Raw genomic sequence first — 12,708 nt, 5'->3', positions numbered from 1 at the left:
CTGCGGGCTTCACCGGCCGCCGGGCAGGGCCCCGGACATCTGCAGCAGGTCCAAGAACCCGTCGATGCCGGGAGGCACGGGCCAGTCGAGCCGGCGCATCGCCGCGAGGTCGGTGGCGGCCCGGGCGGCCACGTCCGGTACGCCCGCGTCCACGGCCTTGGCCAGGACCGCCCAGCCGGCCTCCCAGCGGGGCCGGGTGAGATCGCTCCGGATGGCGGCGACCACCGCGATGAGGAAGGCCAGCTGCCGGTCGCCGCGCTCGGGCAGGGCGAACGCGCCGGGGTCGGCGAGGACCCGCTCGGGGTCCGGAAGGTCGAGGTGTTCCAGGTACGAGAGCAGTTCGATGCCCGCGCCGTCCCCGACGGCACCGGTGAGCGCGGCGGCCGTCGCCTCGCGGCCGGCGCCGGTCGCGTATGCCGTCGCCAGCAGCCGCAGCGCCATCTCCCAGGTCCGCGGGGACGGCCACGACCGGCCCCGGCTCTCGGCGTCGGCGGGTATGTGGTGGACCAGGCCCGGCCGGGCGGTGAGGAAACCGGAGACGGCGCCGCGGGCCCGCGCGACGGCACCGGGCACCTTGGCCGGATCGACCGTGGGGACGGCCACCTCCGGCCACGTGCCGGCCATGCCGCGCGCGACCGTGGCGGGATCGTGGGTCCAGTGGAGGTGGACGAAGCGGTTGGCGAGCGGCGGGCTGAGGTGCCAGCCGTCCGCGGCGCTCGACGGCGGGTTGGCGGCGGCGACGATGCGCACCGCGTCGGGCAGGACGAGGCTGCCGACCCGGCGTTCGAGCACGACCCGCAGCAGCGCCGCCTGCACGGCCGGGGGCGCGGAGGACAGCTCGTCGAAGAAGAGCAGGCCACGCCCGGCGCGGGCGAGCCGGACCGCCCAGTCGGGCGGGGCCATCGGCACGCCGGTCGCGGCCGGATCGTCCCCGACGATCGGCAGCCCGGCGAAGTCGGACGGCTCGTGCACGCTGGCGATGACCGTCTCCAGGGGAAGGCCGAGTCCGGCGGCGAGCTGCTCCAGGCCGGCCGACTTGCCGATGCCCGGTTCGCCCCACAGCAGGACGGGCTGATTGGCCGTCACCGCCAGGGCGAGCGCCTCCAGCCGGGGGTTGGCGGCGGGTTCGGTGCGCCGCGTGCGCAACCTGGCGACGAGCTCGTCCGCGGCGGCCAGCGGATCCGGTCCGGTGCGGGGGACGGTGTTCACCAGGGCACCTCCTCGTCGTTCCGGTCGTTCTCGTCGTCCCTCTCGCGCTCGTCCATCCACTCGTCCCACCAGTCGACGCCGATGCCCGGGTGTTCCTCCAGAACGCGTTCTCGCAGGAAGGCCAGGTCGGAACGCTTGTAGCGGCGGACGATCTGGGCCAGCGAGAACTCCGACCCGTCGATCACGTCGATCCGGGCGCCGGCGGCGAGGAAGGCCTCCACGAGGGCCCTGGAACCGCCGTCGTTGACCGCCACGAACAGCGGTGTGAGCTCCTGGTCGTCCCGGGCCTCCAGGTCGAGCCCTTCCGCCAACAGCCGGGGCAGGAGCGGCTCGTGGTCGAGCAGGTGCAGCACGTGGAGCAGCGAGCGTCCGCGGGCGTCGCGGACCCGGGGGTCCACGCCCGCGTCCAGGAGATGGAGCACGCCGTGCGTGTCACCGTGCTGGGCACGCAGGAACAGGTCCCGCCGCTGGACCCGCAGAGCCTTCGGCAGCCGGCCGCTGCCCGACGCCCACGTCTGCTGGACGGCGAAGCATCCGGCGACGGCACCACCGAACGCGCGCAGGGCCCGCTCGCGCTGCTGCTCCTCGTCGCTGTGCGGCATGGCGAGCAGGCCGCCCGCGCGGAAGCCCACCTCGTGCCATGCGCCACGGCAGCGCACCCGAACGGGTGCGGGGAGGTCGGGCCCCGGCGGGCCGCCGGTACCGTCGGGTACCCGGAGAGCGGGGAACAGCGCCTCGCGGACCAGCGGGTGCAGATGTTCCGGTTCGACCCCGCCGACGCGCATCAGGTCGAGGTCGGGAAGCCTGCGCCAGAGCGCCTCGGCCAGGAAGGGTGCGTCCTTGATCTCGTCCCGGTCGACGACCCTCACCCGCAGCCCGGTGCGGCGGCCGGGAGCCGCCGGCTCCAGCAGGACGTGCGTGCGCCGGTCGCCGGCGATGAGGAAGCGGTCCCCGACGCCCTCGCCCCTCAGCCGGCCGACCTCCCGCTCCAGGCGGGTGTGATCGAGCGCGAGCCTGCCGAGGAACGACTCCGGACCGGTCCGGAACCACCCGGGACCGCTCGGGGGCGTCAGATCGGCCTCGATCCCGGCCGCGGCGAAGGCCGCCAGGACCTCGCCCCTCTGGTGCAGCAGAGTGGCCCATTCGGCCCGTGCCGCCGCGTCATCGGGACCGGGATCGGCCGCGGGCAGCTCGTCCGCGTCACGCGGCCTGCCGTCGGGGTGGAAGAACGGCGGCCGTTCACGGCCACCGCACCTCTCGAGCAGTTCGGCGGTGTGCCGTGCGTCCCACAGGTGCCGGGCGTACCGCCAGTCCTCGCTCCGGCGTCCGAAGACGCCGGCGGCCTTCTCGTCCGCGACCGTTGCGAAGCGCAGGGTGACGCGCTGCGGTCCCTCCAGCATCGCGGGCGTGGTGAGGTGGAGGTACGGCGTGCGGCGGCGCCCCTCGGTCGCCTCCACCGGCCGGTAGCGGGCGAGGACCACGATCCGGTCGGTGTCGAGCGTGGTCCAGCCGCTCAGCACCCGGGGCAGGTGCCAGCGCACCAGGTCCGGGACCAGGTGGCGCAGATCGTCCTCCAGGGCCGCGGTGACGTCGTGGCCGCAGTGCTCGGCGACCTCCGCCAGGTCGATGGCGACGTCCACGCCGGCCGCCGCGCACGCCCCGCGCCAGTCACCGGCCGCGCGGCGTTCGGCGGCGTGCTCGATCATCCTCCGGGGCACCGCGTAGCGGCGGATCCGCCGCCAACTCGCCGCATCCTCCGGCGGGAAGCAACGGGATTCCGGGCGGGGACTCACCGGTAGACACTTCCTATCGCGCGCAGGTCGGGATGGGCCCCGGTCACGGGCCGCAGGCGCTGGGTGAAGGCCCGCTTCACCTTCCGGGGCAGCCCGGGCCCCAGACCGACGTACTCCAGCGGCGAGTCGTCCGGCACCGCCTCCAGCAGGGACTTCGCGCCCCGCCCGGTGAGCCCGGTGTGGCACAGCTCCAGCCGGCGCAGGGGGCTGCCCGCGAGCGCGGCGGCCAGGGCGCGGGCGCCTTCGTCGCCGGTGGCGTTGGCGGGGGCGCCGAGGCTCCGCTCCGACATCGGCCGCCCCAGGTCGAGCGCCTCGATGCCGTCCAGGGCGTCGGCGAGGGCGCGCGCACCGGCGGGGCCGATCCCGTTGCCGCCCAGCCCGAGGCGTACCGGGCGCCCGGAGCCGGCCGCGGCCGCGAGGACGGCGGCGCCTTCGTCGCCGAGGTGGTTGGCGGGCAGGTACAGCTCGCGCACACCCGCCTCGCGGATCAGCGCGGCCAGCAGCCCGGCGGCGTCGGCGGTCAGGCCGTTCCCGCCGAGGAAGAGACGTTCCACCGGGTGCGGGCGGCCGGTCAGGACGTCGAGCAGGGCGCGCAACCCCTCGGTGGTGAGGCCGGTGTTGACCAGATCGAGGGTGCGCAGGGTGGTGTTGCGGCGGAGCATCGCGGCGAGCGCGAGGACGCCGTCGTCACCCACCGGATTGCGCTTGAGCCACAGGGCGCGGACGGTGCCGTCCGCCGACAGCGCGTCGGCGAGCGCGCCGACGCCTTCCGGGCCGATGCGGTTGCAGCCGAGGTAGAGCGTGTGCAGACCGTGGCCATCGCCGAGTGCCCGGGCGACCGTCGAGGCCCCTTCGTTCCCGATGGCGTTGGTGCCGAGCAGGACGTGCCGGGCGTGCGGTGAAGAGGCGGCGACGGGCATCAGGCGAGCGGTGCCGGCCGCTCCGAGCCCCTGCTTGCACAGGTCGACACGCCCGTCCGCGCGCAGGGTGCCGAGCGGGAAGGTCTCGTCGGTCCCCACCGTTCGCGCCGACCGCAGCCGGGCCAGCAGCGGGTCCAGGCCGGCCGGGTCGCCGATCGGGATGTCCGGATGCTCGATCGCCGGGCAGCGCACGGGTGTCGGCTGCGTCATCACCACTCCACCGGTCCGTCGCCGGTGCCCGGCTCGCCGAGGGCGGCATCGCCCTCCGCCCGCCCAGGACGGACCGACGCCAATCGACTTTCCTCCACGACAAGGGCGGCAAGGCCGGTCGGATTCGAACCGACGTCCTCCAGCTTGATGCTCGGGCGCGACGACCTCTGCGCTACGGCCTTGCCGCGAGGATCATAGCCGTACACCCTTGAACGTTGATCAACGGTGGCCTTCTCGTCCTGCCGCCCCGGTGGCCCGGCTCCCGCTCCGTCCGGACGGGTCCGGGCCGAGGAACGGGCGGGGTGACGGACCGCGTCGGGACCCCGGCCGGGCAAAGGTCAGCCGGAGGTCACCGGCAGGACGTCCGGTGACAGCGCCGCCGCGTGGGCCGTGGCGGCCGTCATGCGGCGCCGGTGGTGGCGGCGGCACAGCACCTCGTAGCCGACCTCGCCGGCGGACTGGTTGACGTCGCCGACGACCACCTGGGCGCCCTCGACGACCATGACGCCCCCTACGGTGCGGGCGTTGTGCGTGGCACGCGCCCCGCACCAGCACAGGGCCTCGACCTGGAGCACCTCGATCCGGTCGGCCAGCTCCACCAGGCGCTGGGAGCCGGGGAACAGCTTGGAGCGGAAGTCGGTGGTGATGCCGAAGGCGTAGACGTCGATCTCCAGGTCGTCGACCACGCGTGCGAGCTGGTCGATCTGGTCCGGGGCCAGGAACTGCGCCTCGTCGGCGATCACGTAGTCCACGCGGCCGCCGTGCGAGAGGTGGTCGACGAGGTGGGCGTACAGGTCCATCCCGTCCGTCGCCTCGACCGCGTCCGTGACCAGGCCGAGGCGGGAGGAGAGCTTGCCCTCGCCGGCCCGGTCGTTGCGCGTGAAGATCATGCCCACGAGGCCGCGCGCCGAGCGGTTGTGCTCGATCTGGAGAGCCAGCGTCGACTTCCCGCAGTCCATCGTTCCGGAGAAGAACACCAGCTCGGGCATGGGGGGACGAGCACCTTTCGGAGGGAGGGCGTACGGGGGCGTCGGGCACGCACGCGCGTGCGGGGCCACACGGGGCGTGCGTGTTCCAGGGTTCTCAGGTACGTACTTCGAGCAGGGGGACCAGTTGCTCGGCGGGGGTCATCGAGCCGTGGTTGCCGGTCATCGCCGACTCGTTCGGCTCCCGCTCGGAGGCGATGAGCAGGACGTCGTCGTGGGCGGCGGCGATCACGTCGCCGATGCGGTCGTACACGCGTTCCTCGACGTGCGGGCCGAACCAGCCTGCCGCGATCGCCTCGTCCCGCGAGGCGACCCAGAACTGCTCGCCGAGGACCTCGCGCCAGCAGGTCAGAACGTCGTTCTCGGCGCCGGGGAGGGCGTAGACGTGACGGGCGCGGCCCTCGCCGCCGAGCAGGGCGACACCGGCGCGCAGCTCCCAGTCCTCGTCGAAGTCGATCCGGTGCTCCTCGTCGAACGGCACGTCGATCATGCCGTGGTCGGCGGTGACGTAGAGCGCGGTGCGCGGCGGCAGCTGCTCGGCCAGGCGCTGGACGAGCCGGTCGACGTGGGCGAGCTGGCCTCGCCAGGTGTCGGAGTCGACGCCGAAGCGGTGGCCGGCGCCGTCCACCTCGGCGTAGTACGTGTAGACCAGGGAGCGGTCGCCGGCGGCGAGCTGCTCGGCCGCCAGGTCCATGCGCTCCTCGCCGGTCAGCCGCCCGTGGAAGGTCCCGCCGCTGAGCGCGACCCTGGTCAGCGGGGTGTCGGCGAAGGTGGGCGAGGACACCTGGGCGGTGTGCACCCCCGCCTCGTGGGCGAGCCGGAAGACCGTGGGCCGGGGCTGCCAGGCGTGCGGGTCCGTCCACGGCTTCCAGCGCAGCTGGTTCATCAGCCGGCCGGTCGCGGGGTCGCGCACGGTGTAGCCGGGCATGCCGTGGGCGCCGGGCGGCAGGCCGGTGCCGACGGAGGCGAGGGAGGTCGCGGTGGTCGCCGGGTAGCCGGCGGTGAGGGGGCGTCCCGTGCCGCCGCGCGAGGTGCCCAGCAGCGAGGTCATGAAGGGGGCGTCCTGCGGGTGCGCCTTCAGCTGCTCCCAGCCCAGGCCGTCGATCAGGAACACGCAGGCGCGGTCGGCGGGGGCCAGCTCCCCGATCGCGGCGGTCATGCCGGGCACGCCCATGCCCGCGGCGAGCGTGGGCAGCAGGTCGGCGAGGGAGCCGGTGCCGTACTCGGGAACGGGCGCCGAGGCCACGGGGAGCGGCTCCGGGTCGGTGCCCCAGGCGGCCGGGCCGGCGGGGGGAGACGGGTGCGACATCAGCGGCCGGTGTCCGCGGTCGCCTCGGAGAGGGCCTGGGCGAAGGCCAGCGCCTGGCGCACCGTCTCGGGGCCGTCGCCCGCCTCGCTGACGCGCAGGCTGAGGTCGTCGGCGGTCGAGCTGCCGGTGTAGCCGTGGTCGGCCTCGCAGTTGGGGTCGCCGCAGGCGGCCGGCTCCAGGTCGATGCGGGAGACGGCGCCCCAGCCGATGGTCAGCACGATCTCGCGGGGCAGCTGGCCCGGCTTGTACCGCTCGGGGTTGGCGACCACGCGGCTGACCACGATCGAGGAGATCCGGCCGAGCTTGACGGACTCCGTGGACGTGGTGGCGTACGGCGTCGGGGAGGTGTCGTCGGCGGCCTGCTCGTCGGTGTGGCTGACGATGAAGCGGTTGTCGGTGAGGACCAGCACGGTCACGTGCCGGCGCACCTCGTTCTGGTCGAAGGTGGTCTCCTGGTGGACCAGGTACGACCGGACGGGCTCGCCGCCCACGGCGGCCTCCACCGCCTCGGCCACGAGGGCCGGGTAGTAGCCGCTGCGCTCGATCGCCGCACGCAGCCCCTGGGTCGTCGTACTGGTCTTGGCCATGCCGTCCATCCTACGGGGGCGCACCGACTGCGAGGGCACCCGCTCGGCGTCGTCCGGCCCTTCGGGGCGGGGGCGGGGTCCGGCGCGGGGTTCAGTACGACGGCAGCATCCGGGGGCCGAGGTCGTCCCGGGCGGGCGGGGGTGCCAGGCGGACGGAGGCGCCGAGCACGCTCAGGCCGCGCGGGGCGACGACGACGGGCTCCAGCGTGACCGCGACGACCTCGGGATGGTCGTCGACGAGACGCGAGAGGCGCAGCAGCAGCTCCTCCAGGGCCGGGGTGTCGACCGGGGCCGAGCCGCGCCAGCCGAACAGCAGGGGCGCGGTGCGGACCGACCGCACCATGGAGGCCGCCTCCCGGCCGGTGACCGGGATCAGCCGGTGCGCGGTGTCGCCGAGCAACTGGGTGGCGGCCCCGGCGAGCCCGAAGGAGAGCACCGCTCCGGCCGCCGGGTCGATGACGGCCCGCACGACGGTGTCGACGCCGCGCGGGGCCATGGCCTGGACCACCGGCCGCAGCTCCCGGGGGGTGCCGAACAGCGCGGTCAACTCGTCGTACGCCCGCCGCAGCTGTTCCTCGTCCGCGAGGTCGAGGCGTACGCCGCCCAGGTCGGCGCGGTGCCGCAGGTGCGGGGCGGTGGCCTTCAGGGCCACGGGGTAGCCGATGCCGCCGGCGGCGGCGACGGCGGCGTCGGGGGTGGGCGCGGGCAGGGCGCGGCGGACGTGGATGCCGTACCGGCCGAGGAGGTCGCAGGTCTCCTCCGTGCCGAGGCTGAGCCCCCGGCCCCCGGAGAGCAGCCGGCCGATCAGCCCGGCGGCGCCCTTCTCGTCGATGTCCTCGTACTCCGGCACCCTGCCCGGGTCGGCGGCCTCCCGGCGCCACTGGGCGTACCGGACGGCTTCGGCGAGGGCGCGGACGGCGCGTTCGGCGGCCGGGTAGGCGGGGATCGGGCGGGCTCCCCCGGGGGCCTCGCCGGCGGGGGGAGGTTCGCCGGCGGGAGACTCGGCAGGGGGCTGCTCGGCAGGGGGGACCGGGGCGGTGGGGGCGGGCGGTGCTCCGGGGACGGGGGGCGCGGTGGGGACGAACGGCGTGCCGGGGGTCGTCTGCGGGGCCGTGCTCGCCGCCGCCGACAGGGCCTCCGCGAGTCCGCCGAGCTCCACGTGCACGACGAGGACCGGCTTGGCGGGGGTCCGGGCCGCGGCGGACCGCAGTGCCTCGGCGAGTGCCGCGTCGCCGTCCGGCCCCTCCCCCACCGTCGGTATCGCCGTCACGACGACGGCGTCGCAGGTGTCGTCCGCCAGCGCGCGGGAGAGCGCCGCGTGGAAGTCCCGCGCCGAGGCGGCCGTCGTCAGGTCCAGCGGCGGGTGCGGCCGCAGCCCCTCGGCGAGGCACGCGTCGTAGGTCAGCAGGCCCAGGGACTCGGAGTTGCCGAGTATCGCCACGCGGGGCCCGGCCGGAAGCGGCTGCCGGGCGAGCAGCAGCCCCGCGTCGACCAGCTCGGTGATGGTGTCCACGCGGATCACCCCGGCCTGCCGCAGCAGTGCGGACACCGTCGCGTGGGGCAGCCGGGTGGCCCGTACGGCGTGCCCCTGGGGCGCCGCGGCCCGGTGGCGCGCGCCCTGGACGACGACCACCGGCTTGACCGCGGCCGTGCGCCGGGCCAGGCGCGTGAACTTGCGCGGGTTGCCGATGGACTCCAGGTACATCAGGACCACGTCGGTGTCCGGGTCGTCGTACCAGTACTGGAGCAGGTCGTTGCCGGAGACGTCGGCCCGGTTGCCGGACGAGACGAAGGAGGAGACGCCGGTGACGCCGGTGACGCCGGTGACCCCGCCGCCGCGCCGGTGCAGCCGGGACAGCAGGGCGATGCCGATGGCCCCGGACTGCGCGAACAGCCCGATGCGGCCGGGACGGGGCACCTCGGGCGCGAGGGAGGCGTTGAGCCGCACCCCGGCGGAGGTGTTGATGACGCCGAAGGCGTTGGGCCCGATGATGCGCATGCCGTACGCGCGCGCCTGCCGTACGAGGGCGCGCTGGCGCTCGCGTCCCTCGGGGCCGCTCTCGGCGTATCCGGCGGAGACCACGACCAGGCCCTGCACGCCGTGCTCCCCGCACTCGGCGACGGCCTCGGGCACCTGCTCGGCGGGCACGGCGACGACCGCGAGGTCGACGGGCCCGTCGATGTCCCGCACCGAGCGGTGGGCGGGCACGCCGTCGAGTTCCTTCCACTCCTGGGGAAGGGCCTTGTTCACGGCGTACAGGCGGCCGGTGAAGCCGGCGTCGCGGATGTTGCCGAGGATGCTGCGGCCGACGCCGCCGGGGGTGCGGCCGGCGCCGACGACGGCGACGGAGCCGGGGGCGAGCAGCCGCCGCACCGAGCGGGCCTCGGCACGCTGTTCGCGCGCGTACTGCACGGCGAGCGAGCGGTCGGTGGGTTCGAGGTCGAGCTCCAGGCGGACGACGCCGTCCTCGAAGCTGCGCTTCTGGGTGTACCCGGCGTCGGTGAACACCTTGATCATCTTGGTGTTGGCGGGCAGCACCTCGGCGGCGAAACGGCGGATGCCGCGTTCGCGGGCGACGGCGGCGATGTGCTCCAGCAGCGCGGAGGCGACGCCGCGGCCCTGGTGGGCGTCCTGCACGAGGAAGGCGACCTCGGCCTCGTCGGCCGGTGCCGGGGCGGGCGCCCCGTCGGCGCCGATCCGGTCGTAGCGCACGGTGGCGATGAACTCGCCGCCGACCAGGGCCGCGAGTCCCACCCGGTCCACGAAGTCGTGGTGCGTGAAGCGGTGGACGTCCTTGGCGGACAGGCGGGGGTAGGGTGCGAAGAAGCGGTAGTACTTCGACTCGTCCGAGACCTGCTCGTAGAAGCTGACCAGGCGCTCGGCGTCATCGGTGGTGATGGGCCTCACGCGCGCGGTGCCTCCGTCGCGCAGCACCACGTCGGCCTCCCAGTGGGCGGGATACTCGTGCCGGTCCGACGGGGTCTGCATGGGCCCCAGAGTACGACTCGCGTACGGTGGCGGCGCGGGGCAGGCCGCGGGGGACGCCGGGCCGCGGCGCGGCGCCCGCCGGGGGCGGTCGGACGACCGCTTTGAGCGTGCGCCGCGATATGGAAAACTGGTCTAGACAACCCTGAACATCCGAAGGGCAGCATCACATGGCTGAGCGCCGCGTCAACGTCGGCTGGGCCGAGGGTCTCCACGCCCGCCCCGCCTCCATCTTCGTCCGAGCCGCCACGGCCACAGGCGTCCCGGTGACGATCGCCAAGGCCGGCGGCAACCCCGTCAACGCGGCCTCCATGCTGGCCGTCCTCGGTCTGGGGGCGCAGGGCGGCGAGGAGATCGTCCTCGCTTCCGACGCCGAGGGCGCGGACGCCGCCCTGGACCGCCTGGCGAAGCTGGTCGCGGAGGGGCTGGAGGAGCTTCCCGAGACCGTCTGAGCCGCCCCCGGCCGCTTCCGCGTCCGGAGGAAGAGCCGCGTACCCCTCCCCCGGGGGCGCGGCTCTTTCGTTTCCCGCGCGACCGCTCACGTCCTCGTCGCGAGCACGCGAATTCCCGGCACGAATACACGCATTACCGGCCTGAGCGCCCGCATTCCCGGCGCGAGCGCTCGTGTTTTCTTCCGCGAGCGTTCGCTTTCCCATCACGGGCCCACACAAAGAGGAACCCAAAAGAAAAGGACAGCGGGAAGGACGAGCGCACTCGAATACCTCCTCTTTGTATACGGCCCCTGTGTTAATTCGACAGACTCGGTGTGTTGAGGCGGTGTTGCGAGGTCCTCACGGGGGCCGCCCGCCCGCCCGCGGCGGGTGGGCGCAGCCGGTGCGCGGCCGTCGAGCGCTCGGTGTGCGACGCCATGAGGGCCCGCGCCCGCTCGCTGTCGCCGCGCGCCACCGCGTCCACGATCGCGCCGTGCCCGGCCCACAGCTCCACCGCGCCGACCGGCGCCTCCACGGCGTAGAGCCAGGTGATCTTGTGGCGCAGCTGGGTCAGCATCGCGATCAGCGCGGGGCTGCCGGACGCCTGGACGAGCGTCTCGTGGAACCAGCCGTCCAGGGAGCTCAGGTCCTCGCCGGCGCCCCGCCCGGCACGCGCCTGCCCCAGCCTGACCAGGCCGCGCAGCACCTTCAAGTGCGCCTCGGTGCGGCGCTGGGCGGCCCGGGCGGCGCCGAGCGGCTCCAGCAGCAGGCGGATCTCCAGCAGGTCGGCGGCCTCCCGCTCGGTGGGTTCCGCGACGCACGCGCCCGCGTGCCGCCGGGTCACCACGAACCCCTCGGCCTCCAGGGTGCGCAGGGCCTCACGGACGGGGACGCGGGAGACGCCGTAGCGGCGGGCGAGGAGTTCCTCGGTGAGCCGGCTGCCGCGTTCGTGGACACCGGCGACGATGTCGTCCCGGATCGCCGTGCATACCGAATGCGCCGGAATGCGCATGACCGACCTCCGCCTTGATCACCGTGAAACGCCGACGATGGGCGCGTGGCGGTCGACTCTATGCCAGCAGGCCGGAAATTCCGACGGCCCTCCGTAATTCATGGGTATTTTTTGGTCAACGGGGATTTGGACGGAGGGTGGGCGGCAAGGCCTTGGAGCAATGCGCGGTGAGGCCCTGAGACGCCGGCCGGTGAGGCCCGAAACACCGGAAAGCCCCGGCCGGGAAGCGGCCGGGGCGTACGGACGCGCGGCGGCGTCCGGGGCGTCGGAGGCGTCAGAGGGTGACGCCGTGCGCGCGGAGGTAGGCGACGGGGTCGATGTCGGAGCCGTACTCGGGGCTGGTGCGCGCCTCGAAGTGCAGGTGCGGTCCCGTGACGTTGCCGGTGGCGCCGGACAGGCCGATCCGCTGGCCCGGGGCGACGGTCTGGCCGACGGAGACGCCGATGGAGGACAGGTGGGCGTACTGGGTGTACGTACCGTCGTGCATCTTGATCACGACCTGGTTGCCGTACGCGCCGCCCCAGCCCGCCGCGACGACCGTGCCGGCGCCCACGGCGTGCACGGAGGTGCCGCTCGCGGCGTGGAAGTCGACGCCGGTGTGGCTGCCGGAGGACCACAGGGAGCTGCCGGCCCGGTAGGCGGTGGAGACGTAGGACCCGGCGATCGGCATGACGTAGGTGTTCAGGCGCTTGCGCTCGGCCTCGCGGGCGGCGCGCTCCTTGGCCGCACGGGCCTTCTCGGCGGCCGCCTTCGCCTCCTTGGCGGCCTCGGCGGCCCGCTCGCGCGCGGCCTCCTCGGCCATCTTGCGCAGGGCGGCCTCCTCGGCCGCCTGCTCCTGCGCGGCGGCCTGGGCGTCGATCTCGTCGGCGATGGAGCCGCCGATCGTGACGACCGGGGTGAGGCCGGTCTGCTCGGGAGCCGGCTCGGCGGCGAACGCCGGGGCCGCGACGGTGCCGACGACACCGGTGGTGGTGAGCGCCGCGACACCCGCCGCGCGGGCGGTGGTGCGCTGCGTCCGGCTGGGGCGACGGTGCTTCCCGGTGGCGCGCGTGAACGCCATGGACAGACTGGTCCTTTCCTTCCCTCTCGCCTACCGGGTTAGCTGACGGGTTCGGAGCAGGAAGGTCTCCTACGGACCCCCTCGCTGCGCGCGGGCGTCCGATTCACCCCAGGGACTGCGTTGGGTCCCCGGCTCCCCTGGCTCGCGCCGTACGGGGACTCGGCGATGGCTGTCCGGTGCCGCGGGTGCGGCGCACTGCCTGACG

The 12,708-nt window shown here is 74.6% G+C and carries 10 protein-coding genes and 1 riboswitch; of the genes, 1 reads left to right on the top strand and 9 read right to left on the bottom strand.

Annotated features, from left to right (window positions below):
* Positions 1-9: 9 nt before the first annotated feature.
* The 7 genes from ACSU6Z_RS22525 to ACSU6Z_RS22495 form a co-directional block, all read right to left on the bottom strand.
* Complete coding sequence (locus ACSU6Z_RS22525; protein WP_437048176.1) at positions 10-1,209, bottom strand: AAA family ATPase; 1,200 nt, start codon at positions 1,207-1,209, stop codon at positions 10-12.
* Positions 1,206-2,915 carry an ankyrin repeat domain-containing protein gene (locus tag ACSU6Z_RS22520; RefSeq protein WP_437048174.1) on the bottom strand — a complete coding sequence of 570 codons (1,710 nt, stop codon included), beginning with the start codon at positions 2,913-2,915 and terminating at the stop codon, positions 1,206-1,208. Before ACSU6Z_RS22520 ends, ACSU6Z_RS22525 begins: the two co-directional genes overlap by 4 nt.
* A gap of 83 nt (positions 2,916-2,998) precedes the next feature.
* Positions 2,999-4,132, bottom strand: a complete 1,134-nt coding sequence (locus ACSU6Z_RS22515) for a gala protein (RefSeq protein ID WP_437048172.1) — start codon at positions 4,130-4,132, stop codon at positions 2,999-3,001.
* 338 nt (positions 4,133-4,470) lie between these two features.
* Positions 4,471-5,121, bottom strand: a complete 651-nt coding sequence (locus ACSU6Z_RS22510) for a thymidine kinase (RefSeq protein WP_437048170.1) — start codon at positions 5,119-5,121, stop codon at positions 4,471-4,473.
* Between the two features lie 94 nt (positions 5,122-5,215).
* Positions 5,216-6,427, bottom strand: a complete 1,212-nt coding sequence (locus ACSU6Z_RS22505; protein WP_437048168.1) for an alkaline phosphatase family protein — start codon at positions 6,425-6,427, stop codon at positions 5,216-5,218.
* The gene (locus ACSU6Z_RS22500) at positions 6,427-7,023 is read right to left on the bottom strand and encodes a DUF5998 family protein (protein WP_437015477.1); all 597 of its coding nucleotides are present in this window, start codon (positions 7,021-7,023) and stop codon (positions 6,427-6,429) included. Before ACSU6Z_RS22500 ends, ACSU6Z_RS22505 begins: the two co-directional genes overlap by 1 nt.
* Before the next feature lie 82 nt (positions 7,024-7,105).
* The gene (locus ACSU6Z_RS22495) at positions 7,106-10,003 is read right to left on the bottom strand and encodes a bifunctional acetate--CoA ligase family protein/GNAT family N-acetyltransferase (RefSeq protein WP_437048166.1); all 2,898 of its coding nucleotides are present in this window, start codon (positions 10,001-10,003) and stop codon (positions 7,106-7,108) included.
* Positions 10,004-10,170: 167 nt separating this feature from the next.
* On the opposite strand from ACSU6Z_RS22495, the gene ACSU6Z_RS22490 reads away from it, so the two are divergent.
* A complete protein-coding gene (locus tag ACSU6Z_RS22490; protein ID WP_133919479.1) occupies positions 10,171-10,452 on the top strand; it encodes an HPr family phosphocarrier protein in 282 nt (93 codons plus the stop codon).
* A gap of 295 nt (positions 10,453-10,747) precedes the next feature.
* Here the strand turns inward: ACSU6Z_RS22490 and ACSU6Z_RS22485 are convergent, their stop codons facing one another.
* Positions 10,748-11,443: a GntR family transcriptional regulator gene (locus ACSU6Z_RS22485; RefSeq protein ID WP_437048165.1), complete on the bottom strand. Its 696-nt coding sequence runs from the start codon at positions 11,441-11,443 to the stop codon at positions 10,748-10,750.
* Positions 11,444-11,717: 274 nt separating this feature from the next.
* The gene (locus ACSU6Z_RS22480) at positions 11,718-12,503 is read right to left on the bottom strand and encodes a M23 family metallopeptidase (RefSeq protein WP_437048163.1); all 786 of its coding nucleotides are present in this window, start codon (positions 12,501-12,503) and stop codon (positions 11,718-11,720) included.
* A 12-nt stretch (positions 12,504-12,515) separates the two neighbouring features.
* Positions 12,516-12,678, bottom strand: a riboswitch (cyclic di-AMP (ydaO/yuaA leader).
* Between the last annotated feature and the right edge of the window lie 30 nt (positions 12,679-12,708).

This window comes from Streptomyces sp. enrichment culture (assembly GCF_964273145.1).
In the GTDB taxonomy this organism is placed as follows: Bacteria; Actinomycetota; Actinomycetes; order Streptomycetales; family Streptomycetaceae; genus Streptomyces.
Note: the sequence above shows the minus strand (reverse complement) of the source record. Positions and strands in the feature narration are given on the sequence as shown.